This is a genomic window from Chitinophaga fulva, from assembly GCF_012927205.1.
Lineage (GTDB): Bacteria > Bacteroidota > Bacteroidia > Chitinophagales > Chitinophagaceae > Chitinophaga > Chitinophaga fulva.
This window is the reverse complement of the sequence record NZ_JABBGC010000002.1, coordinates 1,194,850-1,212,164: the sequence shown is the minus strand read 5'-3', so window position 1 is coordinate 1,212,164 and position 17,315 is coordinate 1,194,850. Positions and strand designations below refer to the sequence as shown.

Annotated in this window: 17 protein-coding genes; 11 read left to right on the top strand and 6 right to left on the bottom strand. The window is 48.5% G+C overall.

The features are described from left to right. The 4 genes from HHL17_RS21585 (at position 1) to HHL17_RS21570 (ending at position 3,136) form a co-directional block, all read left to right on the top strand. The gene (locus HHL17_RS21585; RefSeq protein WP_169226863.1) at positions 1-1,161 is read left to right on the top strand and encodes a T9SS type A sorting domain-containing protein; all 1,161 of its coding nucleotides are present in this window, start codon (positions 1-3) and stop codon (positions 1,159-1,161) included. Between the two features lie 63 nt (positions 1,162-1,224). Then, on the top strand, positions 1,225-1,896 hold the full coding sequence (locus HHL17_RS21580; protein WP_169226862.1) for a GDSL-type esterase/lipase family protein: 672 nt from the start codon (positions 1,225-1,227) through the stop codon (positions 1,894-1,896). A 54-nt stretch (positions 1,897-1,950) separates the two neighbouring features. Then, positions 1,951-2,727 (top strand): hypothetical protein, encoded by a 777-nt coding sequence (locus tag HHL17_RS21575; RefSeq protein ID WP_169226861.1) that lies wholly within the window; start codon positions 1,951-1,953, stop codon positions 2,725-2,727. A 40-nt stretch (positions 2,728-2,767) separates the two neighbouring features. Beyond that, the gene (locus tag HHL17_RS21570) at positions 2,768-3,136 is read left to right on the top strand and encodes a YccF domain-containing protein (protein WP_169226860.1); all 369 of its coding nucleotides are present in this window, start codon (positions 2,768-2,770) and stop codon (positions 3,134-3,136) included. Here the strand turns inward: HHL17_RS21570 and HHL17_RS21565 are convergent, their stop codons facing one another. From HHL17_RS21565 to HHL17_RS21555, 3 genes are read right to left on the bottom strand one after another with little or no spacing between them, the layout of a single operon-like run. Further along, positions 3,137-3,514, bottom strand: a complete 378-nt coding sequence (locus tag HHL17_RS21565) for a glyoxalase superfamily protein (RefSeq protein ID WP_317166602.1) — start codon at positions 3,512-3,514, stop codon at positions 3,137-3,139. It abuts the gene before it with no gap. A gap of 59 nt (positions 3,515-3,573) precedes the next feature. Further along, the gene (locus HHL17_RS21560) at positions 3,574-4,383 is read right to left on the bottom strand and encodes a tyrosine-protein phosphatase (protein WP_169226858.1); all 810 of its coding nucleotides are present in this window, start codon (positions 4,381-4,383) and stop codon (positions 3,574-3,576) included. Positions 4,384-4,404: 21 nt separating this feature from the next. After that, on the bottom strand, positions 4,405-7,248 hold the full coding sequence (locus HHL17_RS21555) for a TonB-dependent receptor (RefSeq protein ID WP_169226857.1): 2,844 nt from the start codon (positions 7,246-7,248) through the stop codon (positions 4,405-4,407). A 220-nt stretch (positions 7,249-7,468) separates the two neighbouring features. On the opposite strand from HHL17_RS21555, the gene HHL17_RS21550 reads away from it, so the two are divergent. Continuing rightward, positions 7,469-8,587: a helix-turn-helix domain-containing protein gene (locus tag HHL17_RS21550; protein WP_169226856.1), complete on the top strand. Its 1,119-nt coding sequence runs from the start codon at positions 7,469-7,471 to the stop codon at positions 8,585-8,587. A gap of 26 nt (positions 8,588-8,613) precedes the next feature. Here the strand turns inward: HHL17_RS21550 and HHL17_RS21545 are convergent, their stop codons facing one another. Next, positions 8,614-8,916, bottom strand: coding sequence for a hypothetical protein (locus HHL17_RS21545; protein WP_169226855.1), 303 nt, complete (start codon positions 8,914-8,916; stop codon positions 8,614-8,616). A gap of 270 nt (positions 8,917-9,186) precedes the next feature. Here HHL17_RS21545 and HHL17_RS21540 point away from each other — a divergent pair, with 270 nt between their 5' ends. Continuing rightward, positions 9,187-9,462 carry an RNA recognition motif domain-containing protein gene (locus tag HHL17_RS21540; protein ID WP_169226854.1) on the top strand — a complete coding sequence of 92 codons (276 nt, stop codon included), beginning with the start codon at positions 9,187-9,189 and terminating at the stop codon, positions 9,460-9,462. A 54-nt stretch (positions 9,463-9,516) separates the two neighbouring features. Here the strand turns inward: HHL17_RS21540 and HHL17_RS21535 are convergent, their stop codons facing one another. Then, positions 9,517-11,010: an aminotransferase-like domain-containing protein gene (locus HHL17_RS21535; protein ID WP_169226853.1), complete on the bottom strand. Its 1,494-nt coding sequence runs from the start codon at positions 11,008-11,010 to the stop codon at positions 9,517-9,519. Positions 11,011-11,249: 239 nt separating this feature from the next. On the opposite strand from HHL17_RS21535, the gene HHL17_RS21530 reads away from it, so the two are divergent. From HHL17_RS21530 to HHL17_RS21510, 5 genes are all read left to right on the top strand, one after another. Then, entirely contained in the window at positions 11,250-11,861 is a 612-nt protein-coding gene (locus HHL17_RS21530) for a hypothetical protein (RefSeq protein WP_169226852.1), read from the top strand. Positions 11,862-11,898: 37 nt separating this feature from the next. Beyond that, positions 11,899-12,885 carry a biotin synthase BioB gene (bioB, locus tag HHL17_RS21525; protein WP_169226851.1) on the top strand — a complete coding sequence of 329 codons (987 nt, stop codon included), beginning with the start codon at positions 11,899-11,901 and terminating at the stop codon, positions 12,883-12,885. 529 nt (positions 12,886-13,414) lie between these two features. Beyond that, complete coding sequence (locus tag HHL17_RS21520; protein ID WP_206156117.1) at positions 13,415-14,785, top strand: OmpA family protein; 1,371 nt, start codon at positions 13,415-13,417, stop codon at positions 14,783-14,785. A 356-nt stretch (positions 14,786-15,141) separates the two neighbouring features. Continuing rightward, positions 15,142-15,447, top strand: a complete 306-nt coding sequence (locus HHL17_RS21515; protein WP_206156116.1) for a hypothetical protein — start codon at positions 15,142-15,144, stop codon at positions 15,445-15,447. Between the two features lie 86 nt (positions 15,448-15,533). Next, positions 15,534-16,847, top strand: a complete 1,314-nt coding sequence (locus HHL17_RS21510; protein WP_206156115.1) for a hypothetical protein — start codon at positions 15,534-15,536, stop codon at positions 16,845-16,847. Positions 16,848-16,916: 69 nt separating this feature from the next. On the opposite strand, the gene HHL17_RS21505 is transcribed toward HHL17_RS21510, so the two are convergent. Then, positions 16,917-17,315, bottom strand: a complete 399-nt coding sequence (locus HHL17_RS21505) for a hypothetical protein (protein WP_169226847.1) — start codon at positions 17,313-17,315, stop codon at positions 16,917-16,919.

Genomic DNA, 17,315 nt, shown 5'->3' with positions numbered 1-17,315 from the left:
ATGAAACCGCTTATCTGCAAACCTTTGCACAAATTATGGAAACCCGCCTTCCTGACAGCAGCAGGTCTCCTTTGTCTTTCCGGTGTTCATGCCCAGGTAACCCTTTCTGCCAACGGTCCCGGCAACACGTATGAACTGATTGAAAGTGTGCTGGGCAACGGCACCGCCAGCGAAGTGCCTGACTGTGCGCATCCTTCGTTTGGCCGCCACATTACAGAGGAATTCGATGCATCGCTCAACAAAAACGTGTTCGTGTTTTTCCTCCATGCCACACCAGACAATGATCGTTGCGGCCCCAATACAGACCGGCAACGTAACGAGATCAAGACCTTTGGTCCTTCCCCCGACAATGTGAAAGCCACCTACGGCGAAACCGTCACCTATCGCTGGAAATTTAAAATTGATGCAGGCTTTATTCCCACCACCAGTTTCTGCCACCTGCATCAGATAAAAGCCGGTGATGGCGACGATGGCGCGCCACTGATCACCCTCACGCCCCGTGCAGGCTCCCCACAGAAACTACAGGTGATCTATACACCAGGGGCCGGTGGCAGCGGTGGCGGTGAGAAAGCCAGCGCACCACTGTCTTCCTTTAAAGGCGCCTGGGTGGAGGTAGAGGAAAAAATTACTTATTCCACAACAGGCTCCTATAAAGTCATCATCAAAAAAATCAGCGATGGCAGCACGCTGTTGAACTACAGCAATAATAATATTGACATGTGGCGCGACGGGACTACCTTCTGCCGCCCTAAATGGGGGATCTACCGTAAGCTGGTTACAGGCATCCGGGATGAACAGGTACGTTTTGCCGACTTCTGCATCGCGGAAGGCAGCGCTACCTGCGGCAGTCCTATGTTGGCCACTTCCGACACACCGCCGGCAGCAACAGTGCCTATTACACATGATAACATTTCTCTCAATGTGTTTCCCAATCCGTTCCCCCAAATCACTTATATTGACCTGGACGTGAAAGAAGCAGGTAACACTATGCTGGAAGTGTTCGATACCCAGCAGAAAAGGGTAGGGCTGTTGCTCAACAGCGCGTTGCAACCGGGTAATCACCGTACCACGCTCGATACCAAAAATCTTGCTGCTGGTACTTATGTCATCAAACTCACTCATAACGGTAAAGTATATACTAAAATGGTCACCAAGCAGTAGATCACAACGGAAGAATTACGATAAAAGGTTTCCTGTTTCGTAATTCTTCCTTATTTTGTGCTGATGACCAAATTGTTTTTTCCTTTTTTGTTAGGCTTGCTGATATCAGCTGATAGCCTGCTGGCGCAGGAACAGGTGCGTTATCAGGAAGATGTGCGAACGATCAAAAAGTTTGATCAAATGTATGCTCCTCCTGCAAACCCCATCCTGTTTGTGGGCAGTTCTTCCATCCGTAAGTGGGACGATCTGGAGCGCACCTTCGCGGATTATGTGGTGATGAACAGAGGTGTAGGCGGAGCTGTGACCAACGATATCATTCACTTTGCCCAGGACCTTATTTTTGATTATCACCCGCGCCAGGTAGTGATTTATGTAGGTGAAAACGACCTGCCGGAAGGCGCTACGGCCGACAGCGTTTACAGTCGCTTTCAGCGCCTGTATGGCGTTGTCCGTTCCCGGTTGCCTGAAGTGCCCATCGAATACATCTCACTGAAGCCAAGCCCTTCCCGCGTGAAGTACATGAAAATAGCCGCCGAAGCGAACGCGCTGATCAAAGCATTTCTGGCAAAAGAAACAAATGCCCACTTCATTGATGTATTTCCGTTGATGCTCAACAAACAGGGACAGCCCCGCCAGGAGCTGTTCGTGTCGGACATGCTCCATATGAATGCACAGGGCTATGCCATCTGGCGTAAAGCAATAGAACCTTACCTGTTTAAAAAATCATCCAAATAATTTTTGTCCCGGACGCAGTCATACGTTGGCTGCGTTCTCTTACTATTTACCCTTATGCGAACCATTGTTACCTATTTTCAACTGGCAGGCGAGTTTACTAACCCCTACAGATTTATTTCCGGTGCTGTTTTTTCCGGTCTGATTGCTTTCGCAGTGGCACTGATACTTGTATTGGCGCTCCGCAAGTACATTTTAGTGCCCCGTTCCCATAAGCTGCTGAAAGTGCTGGCCTACCTTTATATGGTGGCGCTGCCGCTGCTGGCCGGTTTCTTCGGCATGAAATGGGGATTCTTCCATAGTCTGCGTAAAGACATCAAAGCGCATACGGAAGTGTATGCGGCCCATGTACCGCCGGTTTTCAGCGAAGCAGCCCTGAAGGCGGTCGACTCTCTGTTTGGCGGCAATGCACGCGTGTCGTCGCTCAGCACCCACCAGATCATTGATACCACCGCGGTAGTGGTATATAACGTATACGGCAGTACGCTGGAACAACAGCTTGGCAGCACACAGGGTGTCAAAGGCAAGCTGGCTTCTTTGCTGTTACAGATCACCAAAAGCAAAGCCATCGCCGGTATAATGCACAAGGCTATCTATAATTTGTTGCATGATAAGTTGGTACTGACAGATGGCGCGAGCAATGAGGTGGTACATACATCACTGGGTAAATTAATGAACGGCAACCTGTTTGTCAATATCGCGGTTATCCAGGTAGACCAGTTCCTGAAAGGGCTGCAGCGTGGCATTCTATACACCTTTCTGCTCATTCTGGCCGTTCCCCTGATCGAGGTATCCATTGCCCATTACCGCCACCGCCGGCAGATTGCGGTGTAATTGCTGTGGAAAGTATGTATTTTTCTGTAATATTACACCTATGAATTTAATCGGAAATATTATCTGGCTGATCTTCGGTGGACTGGCCGCAGCACTCGGCTACATCGTATCGGGCTTTCTTTTTTGTATCACCATTATCGGTATTCCTTTCGGGATACAGTGTTTTAAAATAGGGGTATTCACGCTCATGCCTTTTGGGCGTGAGGTGCGTGACGGCGTCGGTTCTACCGGTTGCCTGTCCACCTTGTTCAACATTATCTGGATATTTACTGGTGGGATCTGGGTGGCCATTTGCCATTTTTTCTTTGGCGTATTGCTGACCATCACCGTTATTGGCGCTCCCTGGGGCCGTCAGCATTTCAAACTGATGAGCCTTACTTTCGCACCGTTTGGAAAAGAGATCTATTAATCAGGTAGATTCTTCAAAGATAATGGTGTTCTGAAACGGATCGATTACGGTCATCAGCAGCACTTCAGGGTTCCAGTCGGCCCGCTCCAGGCCGGGGTTCATGTATTTATAGTCTTTCCCGCCTAATTTCGAATGGAAGGCTTTCAGACCTTTAAACTCCGTGATGCTGATCCGGGAGCCGGGTGTACCGTCCCCATGATGCTCAGACAGATCAATTTGTGCATCGCCTTTGGCAATACGCATATATATCGGGGCGCCTTCCGGCTTGTGCTCCCAAAGGATTTCGAACTCCAGCCAATCAACGTAGAACTCTATGGCCCGGGCATAATCAAACATGCGGAAGATGGGAATGATGCGTGACATAAGTATCTGATTGATATTTAAATATACAAAAAATAAACGGCCGGAGTATTTATGCTCCGGCCGTTTGTCTGTTTTTAGTTCAGGTATTTCTCCCGCAACACCTTCACCTCTTTCTCCCCAATCCCCAGCTCCGTTTCGAAAAATTTCTCCACGCTGCCGTATTGTTTTTTAATCCCGGCAAACATGAGCCGGATGTGTTCGGGCCTTAACTCCATTGCTTTGCGGATGCTGGCTTCGTCCATGCCGGTCAACTGCTGCAGGCCCTTGAACATATGGCTGTGCATGGGTTGCAGGTATACGTTGCTGGCGGTAAAATCCGCTTCTATCGTGCTTTCGGATACCTGTAAGGCATAGAGGAACAGCGCTGTGGCCATCCCGGTCCTGTCACGGCCACCGGTACAGTGGTACATCACCGCTTCATCGGCGGGGAGTGTCAGCAGTTGCTGAAACAGAGGTTTGTAGCGGGCGCCGAAGGGCGTTGGGTCGCTGTAGAATTTTTCCAGGAAACCGCCTTGTTTGAGATAAGTGGCCATCTGCGTGGGGGAAGGCAGACTGTCACTACCGGCGGGGCACAGCTGGTAGCGGGTATTAGCCGGCAGCTTGTCCGGCGCTGCGGCGGCTTCCTGCCGGCCTCTGAAATCGAATACGGTATGGATATGTTTCTGATCCAATGTTTGCAGGTCCTGATCGGTCAGTTTGCTGACATCGGCGGAACGGTATACTTTGCCCCAGGCAACGGTCTTGCCGTCTGTTGTTTTATAGCCGCCTACGTCGCGGAAATTGAGTGCGCCTTGTACATGTACCAGTCGTTGGGTGCTGTCTGCCAGTTGAGCGGAAGCGAAGAACGGTGCCAGTACGGCGAAGGAGAGGATGTATTTTTTCATGATGAATAGGTTTTTTACAGATTATTTGATGATGTCCCAGCGAAGACCAGCCTGTCCGCGGCGGCCATACCATTCATAGCTGGTGACGCGGCGTTTGTCGCCCATGTATACTCTCAGTGGTTCGTTGGTGAGGTTGTTCAGCTCCACGAACACACGCAGCGATGGTGTAATGCTCACAGAAGCCGAAGCATCAATGGTGAAGTTCTGGTCAGTCCAGGTAAAGAAATCAGGGCCCAGCTGGGTATTGATGCTTTCCACCGACGCACCGCGGTAGTTGCCTGCCAGTCTTACCATCACGCCTTTTCTTTCATAAAAGACGATGCTGTTGAACAGGTGTTTGGACTGGTTCGGCAGCGAGGTGGTATAGGTGCCGGTGGGTTTTACTTCAGAATTAATAAAGGTGTAGTTGGCTTCCACACCCAGACCGGAAAGAACGCCGGGCAGAAAATCAAAACGTTTGTTGATGCCGCCTTCGAAACCCAGCAGCCACGCGTCGCTGATGTTGCGCGCTTGTGTGAGCACATAGTTGTTGTTCCCTTCCTGGTAATTGATCCGGTTAGAGAAGATCACGTCTTTTATCTTCTTATAAAACACACCACCAGACAATAGGCCGATGTTATGGAAGAAATATTCACCCATCAGATCGATGTTGTCCGCGAAGGTGGGCTTCAGGTTGATGTTTCCTTTAGTGATGGCGATAGGATTTTTGGTATTGTCGATCGATTCACCTGGCGTGAGATCAGCGAAATTGGGGCGAACGAAAGTACGGGTGTACGCTGCACGAAGACTGGCCTGGCTGTTGAGGCTGTATTTCAGGTGCAGCATCGGTAACAGCGCATTGTAGTTGTTGCTGACGCTTACCGGTGTAATGTTGGTGGTAGCAGGAGTGCCGCTGACAGTAGCTTTGGAGCCATGCAGGGCAAACATCGTGTATTCGTTCCTGATGCCTGCGGTAATTTTCAGTTGGTCGGTGGCAGCTATTTCGGCCATCACATAACCGGCGGCTACATCTTCGGTACCGTCATAAATATTAGTGGGATTGGTTTTCGGCGTTACGTTCATAAAGCCATTGGCCCGCAGCGCAGCGGTATCAAAGAGATTGAACAGTTGTTGTTTGGTGATGGGATTGATGGCCAGGGCATCGTGGTTTCCCTGCATGCCGGTAAAGAAACCGCCGCGCATGGGGAAGTCGGTGCGTTCCAGTTGGCCCAGCGGCACCAGGGCCGGCGATTGCGGAATGCCCATGGCAGCTCCGGCCATGTATACAATACTGGAACCGAACATACCGCTGCGGTCTTTGTGGCGGTATTTAAGGCCCGCTTTCAGGGAGACTTTCCGGCCTGCGTTGATGCGGAAATTCACCTGTACGGTTTTGTCTTCTTCTTTGGTATCCAGTTGAGCAATAACCAGCTGTTGCAACGTCAGTTTGGATGCGTCCATGGTCTCTGCAGGGTTGGCGATGCCCGGCTCGAAGGCGAGGGGCATGCCGCCGGTGGTTTTATCAGGTGCGTCAAAAGCCCAGTAACGTCTGCCATCGGCAGCTAGGTTGGAGAAGCCACCGGTGATCTTCTGTTTGAAGGTGGCTATGGGCAAACCTTTGTTACCATTGGTGGGCGGTGTTTCCAGGAAATATTTGGTGTAATAATCGCTTACCGCCCAGTCCATTTTTATTTTGGAAGACAGCTGATGTTCGCCACCCAGCTCTGCACCGTTAAGCACCGTCTGATAGTAGGAGTAGCGGTAGTTGTACTGGTATTGTTTATTGTTATAATCGACGTAGGATTCGTACACGGGCCGGATGTCGTTGAACTTATCCATGAGGCCACGAAAATAAATTTTGTTGGCAGGGTTGAAGGTATAGTCCAGTCCGATGTTGGCGCCATAGGTCTGGCGTTGCCCCATGTATCGTTTCAGCATGGCGGTGCTGATGGATTTCTGCTGCATCGGGTCGGGAAGAGCCGTGTTGTAGGCTACTTCGAAGGCATCAGTGCCCCACTGGCGGTTCCAGATGGCAGCTGCCACCATCACGCCCAGTTTGTCCCTGAAAAACCGGTCGCCATATACGATGGAGCCGTTGTAGGTGCCGTCTTTAGAGAAAGTATTGTACCCACCTGCGGCGCTGACGCCCAGCTGCCGTTTGGCGGGGGAGGTGCGGGTGATGAAGTTGATAGATCCGCCGATAGCATCGCCCTCCATATCAGGGGTGATGGCTTTGGCCACCTGCACATACTGGATCATTTCAGAAGGTACAGCGTCCAGCACGGAGTTGCGGCTGCCCATTACATTGGCGCTGGGCAGACGGCTGCCGTTAAACAGGATGGATGTCCAGGCGAATGGCGTACCTCTTACGGTGGCGGCATCCGCTTCACCATGATAACGGGCCACGGCCACGCCTTGAACCCGTTGTACGGCTTCAGCAGCGTTACGGTCCGGCAGTTTACCGATGGCGTCAGCTGCAATGACATCCATGATGGCGGTAGCATTTTTTTTGATGCTGAGCGCTTTCATCTGGGATGGGGCCATCGTGCCTTTCACGAGTACTTCGCCGAGTTGTCCACTGGGTTGCAGCAGCACAATGCCGGCATCATGCACGCCTTTTTTTATATCGAGTTCGAGTTCGCGGGTATCGTGACCGATATAGGAAATAATGATTTTTACTTTGCCGGTGGTCTGCGTGTTCAGGGTAAAGGCTCCGTTCAGATCAGTGGAAGTGCCTTGTCTGGTAGCGGGTGACAGTACCGTGGCTCCCGGCAGCTGGCCATCCTTGTCGCTCACAATGCCCTTGATCGTTTGGGCATTGGCCCATAATAACGTCATGCACGTGAGGCCTGTTAACAGCGAAACTTTTTTAGTGCCTGCAGTCATAGTGATTGAAATTTTCAGCAAAGGTGGTGGGTGGCAGTATGCCGGGCGACCGTATCCAATGAGTGGTACAGTACGACCCGTCATTCCCAACGATTAGAACTTGAAAGTTCTGGAAATCAATTGATTGCAAGCCATTACCAAATTGTTACCAAATGAGGTGAGGTGGTGTTAAAACGGGGGACTTAACATTGCCATAATAATGGATATATAATTTAGGGGCATGATATACATCATTACTATTGGGGCCTTCCAGGCGTTGATGGCTATCCTGTTGTTATGGAAAAGAAAACTGAATGACAAGGCAGATTCCTTGTTGCTGGTGCTGCTTACCTGCATTGCCACTCATTTACTGATTAAATTTTACATCTTCACGATTGTATCGGACATGCATGTACGTACCCAGATGAACACCTTCATTGGTTTTTGTTACGGTCCGCTGGCATACATGTACGTGAAAAAGCGGAAGGATGAGCAATATATTCCTGCATTGCACTGGCAGCATTTTATTCCTTTCCTGGTGGCTGCGGTGGCTTACCTGGCAGTGGCGTGCCTGTTGTATGTATACACGCCAGCGGGGCATAAAGCGCTGGACCTGTACAATCAATCCTCTACGTGGCTGTTTATTGCATCGGGCATTATCTATGCCGCGCTGGTACTGAACATGCGAAGGAGCCTGCCAGCGGGTGCTGACAGGGGCCTGGTCACACATATGGCCATCTCGCTGATGGCTATCGGTATTGTATCTACGTTGTTTTACCTGTTTGATTTTATATGGGGAAGCCCGCCGGATGCTATGATCTGGTGCCGTAATATCGTGTATACGTTACTGTCATTTATTTGTATTGATATATTGCGTTACCGGTATACAGGCATCGCCGCAGTGCCGGCACATGCGCCTGAATCGGAGGCACCGCTTGTTGCACCGGCAGCTCCGGCTACTTCGGTAAGGAAAACGCAGTTGAGCGCGGAAGAGCAGCAACAGGTATGGCAAAAGCTGGAAGACCACATACGGAAAACAGCACTGTATACTGATGCGGACCTAAACCTCGATAAACTTGCGGAGGCAGTACAGGTCAATAAATACTATGTGTCCGAAACGTTGAACGCCTACGCACATAAGTCGTTCTATCAATATATCAATGAATACCGCATTCTCCGTGCTGCGGCTATGATGAAAAGCATACAGGAAAAAGGCCTGCCGGTCAATATCCTCATGGTAGCTTATGATTGCGGCTTTAAAGCCAAATCTTCTTTTAATACCTATTTCAAGAAAATTATAGGGGAGACGCCTAGTGTGTGGTTATTGAAGCAAAAGCACGAGCAGCCGACTTTTTCATAAACGCCCTCAACCTTTGCGGTATTCCGTCAAATCGTCTGTGCCCGCTGTGCAAAAACCTGCAGATAGTGCTGGATGAGAATCCCGATCTTTTTCTGCAGCCAATCGACCGTCAGCATGGATTGGTTTTCAGAAATGAAAGATGTAGCGGCCTGATCCAGCTTTTGTCGTAAATGAATACTGTACTTCTGCTGCCATTGCCTGAAAATGTTTTCTTGCTGATGCCTGTCTATGTTTTGGGTATATAGAGAAAACTCTCCGAAAGTAGTGATCAGAATACTGAAAGCGATTCTATCAAATGACGTCATGAGGTTTTGATCTTCTCTGGGCATAACAGTTTCTTAAAAAGGTCAATTTTAAAATAGGGTCTGATAGTCTGTCTCGTTAAATTATAGGCCAGTCTCTGAGTAGATGTACACACTACCCCCAAAGATACGCAATAATAGGCGGAGATTATCTTTTTCCCCAAAATGATTAAATTAAACGTACCTTTAGCCGAATTTGAGTTTTATCGCTTCTGTAAGCTACCATGCTTTCGCCAGGTTATTTTACTTTACACTGCATTCTTCTCAGATATTTTTAACGTTTAATTTTTAGCTCCAATGAACATTTATGTATCCAATCTGGGGTATAATTTCCAGATTGAGGATCTTGTCAACCTGTTTATTGAATATGGCGTGATTTCATCTGCGAGAATTGTCGAGGATAAATTCACCAACAAAAGCAAGGGCTTCGGTTTTGTAGAGATGCCAAACAGGTTGGAAGGGGAAAAAGCGATCCTTGAGCTTAACGGAAAGGAGATCGATGGCCGTGTTATGAGTGTTGCGGAAGCACCGCCTCCAAGAGAAAGGTCCGGTTACCAGAACCGCTATCGATAGGTATGTTTATAGTGAATGCAATGTCTGTTCCGGTGCACCGGAGCAGGCATTTTTTTATTGCCCTTTCCCCATCACTTCCAGCACGCCCTGTTTCAATATCCGTACACTCTCCGCTGCTTCTTCCTGGGTAAAATGCCCAAACCCCAACCGCATGGCGGTAAGGTCTTTATGCTGATATAACAGCGTTTTGGGGATAAAGAGGTTGTTCCGGGAGCATGCTTTCCCGAGCTGCATCAGGTTAATAGGCCGTTTCCAGCGGGTCCATACGGCGAGGCCGCCTGCCGGTTTGCGCAGTTCCATGAAATCCTGTAGTTCCTCCTGCATCACGTCTACAATATGGTCGCGCCGCTCCCGGTATACTTTGAGGGATTTTTTAAGGTAGCGGTGGATCTCTCCGGATTCAATCATTTCACCAAGTACTTGTTCCATGAGGACATCACCTTGCCGGTCGATGATACCGAGATGTTTACGCATTTCAGTCATGAGGTTTTCAGGCGCTATGATAAAACCGGTGCGGAAGCCCGGTGCGAGTGACTTCCCGAATGCGCCGGTGTATACCACCATACCGTTGGTATCGGCGCTGGCGAGGGGTAGCACCGGGCTGTTGTCATAGTGGAAGTCATAGTCGTAATCGTCTTCCAGGATCACGAAACCGAATTCGGAGGCAAGGTGCAGCAGGGCTATACGGCGTTCCGCGCTGAGCGTCACCGTAGTAGGGTAGTGGTGGTGCGGCGTGATGTACAACATGCGGATGCGTTGTCTTTCGCAGATGCGGCGCACAGCGTCTACATCGATGCCATCTTCATCAATAGGAACGGAAAGTATGCGGGCGCCGGACTTCTGAAAGATCATGTTGACAGAAAAGTAACTCAATGACCCCACCAGCACGGTGTCTCCGGGGGATAGTAATATTTCCGAGGTGATATATACGCTCATCTCCGTGCTGCGGGTAATGAGAATATTGTCTTTGGATATATGCAAGCCGCGGGACTGGTTCAGGTAATTGGACAGGTGTTTTTTGAAGAACTCACTGCCGTCCTGGTTGTAGTATCCCAGTTTACGGTGGTTGCTTTTACGTTTGAGATGGCCGCTGTAGAGACTGGAGAGGTGGCTTACCTGGGTAAGGCGGATGTCTGGTGTGCCGTCGTTGAACACGTACTCGCAGGAGGAATGTTCAAACGGGTTGTCGAGCAGGCTGGATTGGCGGAAGTCGAAGCCCGTTTCTTTGGGATAGCGGGCCAGCGGTGTATCCGGCGTGGTGCGTATTTTCTGTGGCCGGCCTGCTGTTTTCCCGAAGATAAAGGTGCCTTTGTTGGGCCGTGTTTCTATCCAGCCCTGGGTGTCCAATTCCTCGTACACCGCCACAATGGTATTGCGGTTCACTTCCAGTAGTTCGCTGAGCTGGCGGGTACCGGGCAGTTTGGTGCCTGTCACCAGGTAGCCGCGCTGGATGGCGTTGATCAGCTGATGCGCGATCTGTAGGTAGATGGCTGTTGTTGATTGCCGATCTATATGTACAAAACTCTTATAAGGAACCGGACTGCTCATGCTGATGAAAATGTTTCTGTTAAATAGTCCGGCAAGTTATCTTATTTCTCCTTTATAATCTATTTATATTATTTTATATAATATTTATATAGATGATATTTAGGTTGTAGTAAGATGATTGGCGTGATTTTGGGATCCGGTTGCCTGGCTGGTCAAGTATCCGGACTAGCTATCATATCAAAACTGGCCCAGTTGAGTCATCCGGTAACCGGTTACTTTTGACTGGAAACGAATGACATATGCAAGATATACTGCAACATATCGTTGGACACAACGACCTGCATGCTAAATGGCTGAACACACTCTCTTTTATGGAGAATGCCGGCGCCCGCAAGATTTCAGCTTGTGAGCATCCCACCCTCGTGGATTTTATTCAGCTGAAACATGCGGCGGAAGAGCATCGCCACGCCTATTACCTGAAAAAACAAATCGCTAAAGTAAGCGCTGATACCTGTAAGACCTACCAGTTGCACGAATTGCTGGCGCCGCATCAGACGCGGCATTACCTGCACCAGCTGGACATGCAGGCCTGCCGGTATCTTAAAAACACCTTCGGGCTGCAGGGCAGCCAGCTCAGGTATGCGGCCTACCTCTTCGTGACGTATGCCATAGAAGTGCGTGCAGATGCCTTGTACCCGGTATATCAGGCCGAACTGGACAAGGCCGGCAGCAAGGTGATGGTCCGCTCCATTATCGTGGAAGAAGAAGGTCATTTGGAAGAAATGATGAAGCAGTTACAGGACTTCGCACCTGACTGGGAAATACATGCGCGGCATGTGGAAGGACTGGAGCAGCAGCTGTTCGATAACTGGCTGGCAGCCATCGGGCAGGAACTGGCACAATACGCATAAAGACACTTACATAACGAGTTAAATTTAATCAGGAAGCATGAACGCAACAGCTATCAGAAACGACTGGACACTCGAAGAGATCCAGGCTATTTATGACCAGCCCCTGCTGGATCTGGTTTATCAGGCAGCTACCATTCACCGCGAATACCATTCCGCGCGGGAAATACAGGTGTGTACCCTCTTGTCCATCAAAACAGGCGGATGCCCGGAAGATTGCTCCTATTGCGGGCAGGCAGCCCGGTACCACACCGATATCAAAGTACAGGCATTGTTGCCCACTGAAACGGTGATCGCACATGCGCAGAAGGCAAAAGACAACGGTTCCACCCGTTTCTGTATGGCCGCAGCATGGCGGGAAGTAAGAGACAACCGCGACTTTGACCGTGTTATCGACATGGTGAAAGGCGTAAATGACCTGGGCCTGGAAGTATGCTGCACCCTCGGCCTGCTTACAGAAGAACAGGCAATCCGCTTGCAGGAAGCCGGTCTGCATGCCTACAATCACAACCTGGACACTTCAGAAGAATACTATAAAGAGATTATTTCCACCCGTAATTTTGATAACCGCATCAACACCATCAATAACGTGCGCAAAGCCGGTATCACCGTTTGCTCCGGCGGTATTATCGGTTTAGGGGAAACACACCGCGACCGTATCTCCATGCTGCTCACGTTGGCTACGATGCCCAAACATCCGGAATCTGTGCCCATCAACGCACTGGCCCGGGTAAAAGGCACGCCGCTGGAAGACAATCCCAAAGTAGATGCCTGGGATATGGTACGCATGATCGCCACTGCGCGCATAGTGATGCCTGCATCCACGGTACGTCTCACCGCCGGCCGCATCGAGATGACAGAATCTGAACAGGCCTGGTGTTTTATGGCCGGTGCTAATTCCATCTTCACCGGAGAAAGACAAACACTGCTGGTAACACCTAACCCTGGTGTTTCAGAAGATATGCAGATGCTGCAGAACCTCGGCCTGCAGCCGATGCCCAACAAAAAAGAAGTGTCAGCCTGCTAAATACATAGCTGGCTAATAATACAGAAAAAGCCTGCGCATTGCGCGCGGGCTTTTTGATTTTTATTCCAAAAATGGTATAAGTTCGTATATGCCTTTACGGTACCATGACCAATAAGTAATTACAGGAACATCTTTTTGAAACAGTCCCTTTACATCTTCCGGTGTAAAGGGATTTTTTTATGAATAATTTTGGTTGTTTCCGTGAAAAAAAGTAAGGATGTATAACTAAAACGTATAAACGATAATTATTTAGTTTGAAAAAATATTATGTGATGGGTCAGTAGATAAGGAGATAGGGTGTAGGCGATTTTTTTATATCCGTTTTAAATTGGCTGTGGTAGCTGGTTTGGTGGTGGTGCTTTGAAACGTGTTTTTGCTCTTGGCACAGACTTTGTAAATAGCCAGTCTGTTCTAACAAAGGTACCTTGATTGTTGACAACTTTAGACTTGTTATACATAGAACAGATTATATAATTTAACCCAATACTAATTATTTATGAGGATGTTTACGAAATTTGGGAAGTCTATCATGATGACTTCATCTGTACTTGCTTTATCCGGAGTTGCTTTTGCGCAGGACCAGGACAGTACCCTGAAAACAAATCGTGTTGTTCCCTTCAATGGCGTAAAAGATTATCGTACGTGGTCTGTAGGTGCATGGGGCGGTGGTTCCGCAGCTTTTGGCCCATTTGGCGGTCCCTACTACTTCAATAACTTCGATTTTAAGAATGTTGGCTTTGTATATGGTGCGTACGTGAAGAAACAAATATTCCACAACTTTGGCCTGCAGGCGGACTTCATGCGCGGACAGGTAAAAGGCGCTACCAAGGCATCGCAGACACTGACTGATATCCATGGTGCACCGTTGGCCGGCGGCATCAAATCTTTCTCGACAGATATTGACTGGTCTGCATCACTGAGTGGTGTATTCAGCCTGGGTTCTATCAACTGGATCAACAAACAGAGCTTTGTGATTCCTTACGTATCTGTTGGTGCTGGTGCGATGGCATTCAAACCTACTGTTACCGCTGCTGATGGAACAGAAACTGCTGTAAAAACCAGCGGTGGCAAATCCACGCATACTGAAATGTTCATCCCCGTTGGCGTAGGCGCCAAGTTTGTAGTGGCTCCGGGCGTAAACATCGACCTGGCCTATAACACAAACTTTGTGAACAGCAAAGTGTTTGACGGTGTGAACAGCGGTAACAAAGACAAGTTTTCTACTGCAAAACTGGGTCTTGAATTTGCACTCGGTAAGAAAAGAAAACCACAGCTGGCTGTCGTAAATCCGGCTGCACAACTGGCAGAAGACCTGTGGAGCAAAAACGCTGCACTGAAAACTTCCCTGGCAGAAAGCGATGCCCGCAATCAGGCTGCTATTGGTCAGTTGAAAGATGAAGTGGACGGCATGAAACGCGATACAGACGGTGACGGCGTTCCTGATTACCTGGACAAATGCCCGAACACGCCTGCCGGTACTAAAGTAGATGGCGCTGGTTGCCCGCTGCCGGCTCCTGTACAGGTAGTAAAAGAAAAAGTTATCATCACGGAAGCTGATAAGAAAGTAGTAAAAGACGCGATCGACAACCTGGAATTTGATCTGGGTAAAGCCACTATCCGTCCTAACTCTTTCGCCAGCCTTGATAAGGTAGCCAGCCTGCTGGTTGAGAAAAACTTCAGCCTGAAACTCGCCGGTCATACCGATAACACCGGTTCCGCAGCCACTAACATGCGTCTTTCCAAAGAACGTGCGGAATCTATCAAATCTTACCTGGTGTCCAAAGGTGCTAATCCTTCGCGGATTGAAGCTACCGGTTACGGCTCTACGCAGCCTATTGCCACCAACAAGACTGCCGCTGGCCGTCAGCAGAACAGAAGAGTAGAATTCACTTTGTACTAATCTTCTTATAACATCCATTTTTTAACTTGCCTTCAAATAATAAAAAGCTGTTCCTCTTACGGAACAGCTTTTTTTGTACCTTGTACGCAACAACGTTCCCTGCTGCTATGACAATTGCGAGAGATAAACAAGCATATGCTGTACTGACCTGTGTGTTATTTTTGAACCTATTGCTTGATATAAGCGCCGGCGTTAGTATCCGGGGATACTGGCCAGACAGGATTTTATTTATTGGATGGCTCGTTTTTACCCTGTATATTATCATTCATTATTTTAAACAAAGACTGATTAAGATATATGCGGGGTTACTGGTGTTCCTCACCGTGCTTTCAATTTTACCAATGGGAATAATTTTCATGGGAATCGTTATTACAGGCTTTGGTATGGATGCAACTTTCCGGAAAGAGTTGCCGGATCATTACCGGATACAGTTGTCCGCTAAAAGCCCGATGGTCCGGGGCGATGTAGAGATTATCAAAACTTATGTGGTGGCAGAGCGGTTGGAAGGAAGTGTTTCGTACATTGAAATGAGAGATAACATAGGTACCGCTAAGCTGGAAGACGTACAGTCAGTTCAGGTGGTGCAAAGCTGGCGGGATAGCAGCCGGATAGCCTTACAGTTTCCCGATACGACTGTACAGTATACCTTCTTCAAAAAATAAAGAAGATAAGTTTATACAAAAAGAACAACCCTTTAATTAAAGTTATTGGTATGGGCAGATATTTGTTTCCCCTCATATGTTTGCTAATGGTGAGCGTCTGTGTATCAGCGCAAACAACATCAGCCAACAATTCCCCGGAATGGGTAAAGTTTGGCGTGATGTCTATGGGCCTGCGTGCGACATATAAAATTACGCCTCGTGAACTGGAGCGCACCTGGTTGGACACCAATGGTCCCGCTGTTGATTCTTCGGTGGTAAAGCAATCGGCAGAACAGTGGCAACAAAGCCGGTTTATCATCGATGCTGTTCCCGGACTGTTGTTCACCGCTGGTAACACGGCTAATTGGGGTTGCCTGTATTGCCACGACCAACCGGCCGTCCTGATTGAGCTGGGGTTTAATAACCGGCCATCACTATATTACCAGATAGATTCAGACACCAGCGCGCTACCGGCGTCTATCCGGAAATATGTGTACGACGTGCTGATACAAACGAGTCGTTTGATAGCAGAAACAAATGCAAATAAAGAAACGAAGAACCAGGGTATCAAAGAAAAATACCTCAGCAGTTATAAGCTGATAAAAAAATACGACTACAATCCACACTTTTACCTGGACATGAATAGCTACAACTGTACCTATGAAGTGCTGATAAATGATATGCCGGCATATTCGTTTTATGGCTCGGGAAATCAGGGCGGCACCGTTTTTCCGGTATCGCCCCTTATTCTCAAAAGCGGAAAACAAGCCATTACTATCCGGGTATTTCCCCAGGTAGATGACAATGATAAAATGGCTCGTTTTTTACTGGCAAAGAATTGTGGCCTCGAAGTAAAGGTGGTGGCAGGCGATGATGATAAAGAAACGCCCAAGGAATATAAACAGCTGTTCCGCTATAAAATGCCGGAAGTGCAACAGGATAATGTGCCTTACCTGGAGTATACCGGCGTGTTAGAGGCCACTACACCGTACCATCTCAAAGGCTGGAGTGAAAGCCAGGACCTGAGAAAAGAAGACAAAGCGCGGTTGACAACAGAAGTGCTGGCATTTTATCTCCGGTACCGCCAGCTGATGGCAGACCGTAAAATGGATGAAATAGCCGGGTTGGTGTACAATCGTGAGGTAGAGGTAGAACAGGCGCTGTTCCAGAATAAACCCGGTGATGCCGCCGATACCTGGGACCGCTTTGCGAAAATAAAAACCTCCAACCTTGATATGTTACCGCTGGAGCACTATGAGCTGAAATTTTTTGGAAATGGGAGAGTGGTAGGCTTGATCCGGACAGATGATGCATTGAGAGGGGAATCGGCTATGACTGGCATTGCGGATAACAAGTACAAAATTTATAGCCTGTTATTACATAAACCCGCTGGGAGTCATCAATTGCAGGTAATACGATAAGCTGTCTTTTTTGTAGCAAGACAGGAAGTGGCCGTCTCCTACATATGGAGATGGCCACTTCTTTTTTATTCAGGATAATGGATGAAGGCCGGCTGTAGGATTTATATTAGTTTGACGGGATTTAGAGATTCTCCTTCCCCGGAAAAACAGGTAGAGATTGAGGAACAACATGATGCCGAGATAGATGAAGAAGCCGCCCAGCTTGCTGCTCAGCACTTCCATCAGTTCGCGCGGGCTGCTCAGTTCTACTCCGATTTTCATGATCCAAAAAGCAAAACCGATGTTAAGCAGATAGAACCCGGTTTCAAAGAGTTTGTTGGTCGCCAGTGCAAGGTCTTGTTTGCCGTGGAAAATATCGATCATAAATACTTTACTGTTTTTAAACAGTATCCAGGCTACAAGCCAGGTCACTACTACGACGACAGGCAGGTAAATCAGGTAGGCGGAAAAATTAAATGCGGGATGCAT

Coding starts and splice junctions, on each gene's coding strand:
- HHL17_RS21585 (WP_169226863.1), top strand. CDS start 1: ATGAAACCGCTTATCTGCAAACCTTTGCACAAATTATGGAAACCCGCC.
- HHL17_RS21580 (WP_169226862.1), top strand. CDS start 1,225: ATGACCAAATTGTTTTTTCCTTTTTTGTTAGGCTTGCTGATATCAGCT.
- HHL17_RS21575 (WP_169226861.1), top strand. CDS start 1,951: ATGCGAACCATTGTTACCTATTTTCAACTGGCAGGCGAGTTTACTAAC.
- HHL17_RS21570 (WP_169226860.1), top strand. CDS start 2,768: ATGAATTTAATCGGAAATATTATCTGGCTGATCTTCGGTGGACTGGCC.
- HHL17_RS21560 (WP_169226858.1), bottom strand. CDS start 4,383: ATGAAAAAATACATCCTCTCCTTCGCCGTACTGGCACCGTTCTTCGCT.
- HHL17_RS21555 (WP_169226857.1), bottom strand. CDS start 7,248: ATGACTGCAGGCACTAAAAAAGTTTCGCTGTTAACAGGCCTCACGTGC.
- HHL17_RS21550 (WP_169226856.1), top strand. CDS start 7,469: ATGATATACATCATTACTATTGGGGCCTTCCAGGCGTTGATGGCTATC.
- HHL17_RS21545 (WP_169226855.1), bottom strand. CDS start 8,916: ATGCCCAGAGAAGATCAAAACCTCATGACGTCATTTGATAGAATCGCT.
- HHL17_RS21540 (WP_169226854.1), top strand. CDS start 9,187: ATGAACATTTATGTATCCAATCTGGGGTATAATTTCCAGATTGAGGAT.
- HHL17_RS21535 (WP_169226853.1), bottom strand. CDS start 11,010: ATGAGCAGTCCGGTTCCTTATAAGAGTTTTGTACATATAGATCGGCAA.
- HHL17_RS21530 (WP_169226852.1), top strand. CDS start 11,250: ATGCAAGATATACTGCAACATATCGTTGGACACAACGACCTGCATGCT.
- bioB (WP_169226851.1), top strand. CDS start 11,899: ATGAACGCAACAGCTATCAGAAACGACTGGACACTCGAAGAGATCCAG.
- HHL17_RS21520 (WP_206156117.1), top strand. CDS start 13,415: ATGATGACTTCATCTGTACTTGCTTTATCCGGAGTTGCTTTTGCGCAG.
- HHL17_RS21515 (WP_206156116.1), top strand. CDS start 15,142: ATGGGAATCGTTATTACAGGCTTTGGTATGGATGCAACTTTCCGGAAA.
- HHL17_RS21510 (WP_206156115.1), top strand. CDS start 15,534: ATGGTGAGCGTCTGTGTATCAGCGCAAACAACATCAGCCAACAATTCC.
- HHL17_RS21505 (WP_169226847.1), bottom strand. CDS start 17,315: ATGCATCCCGCATTTAATTTTTCCGCCTACCTGATTTACCTGCCTGTC.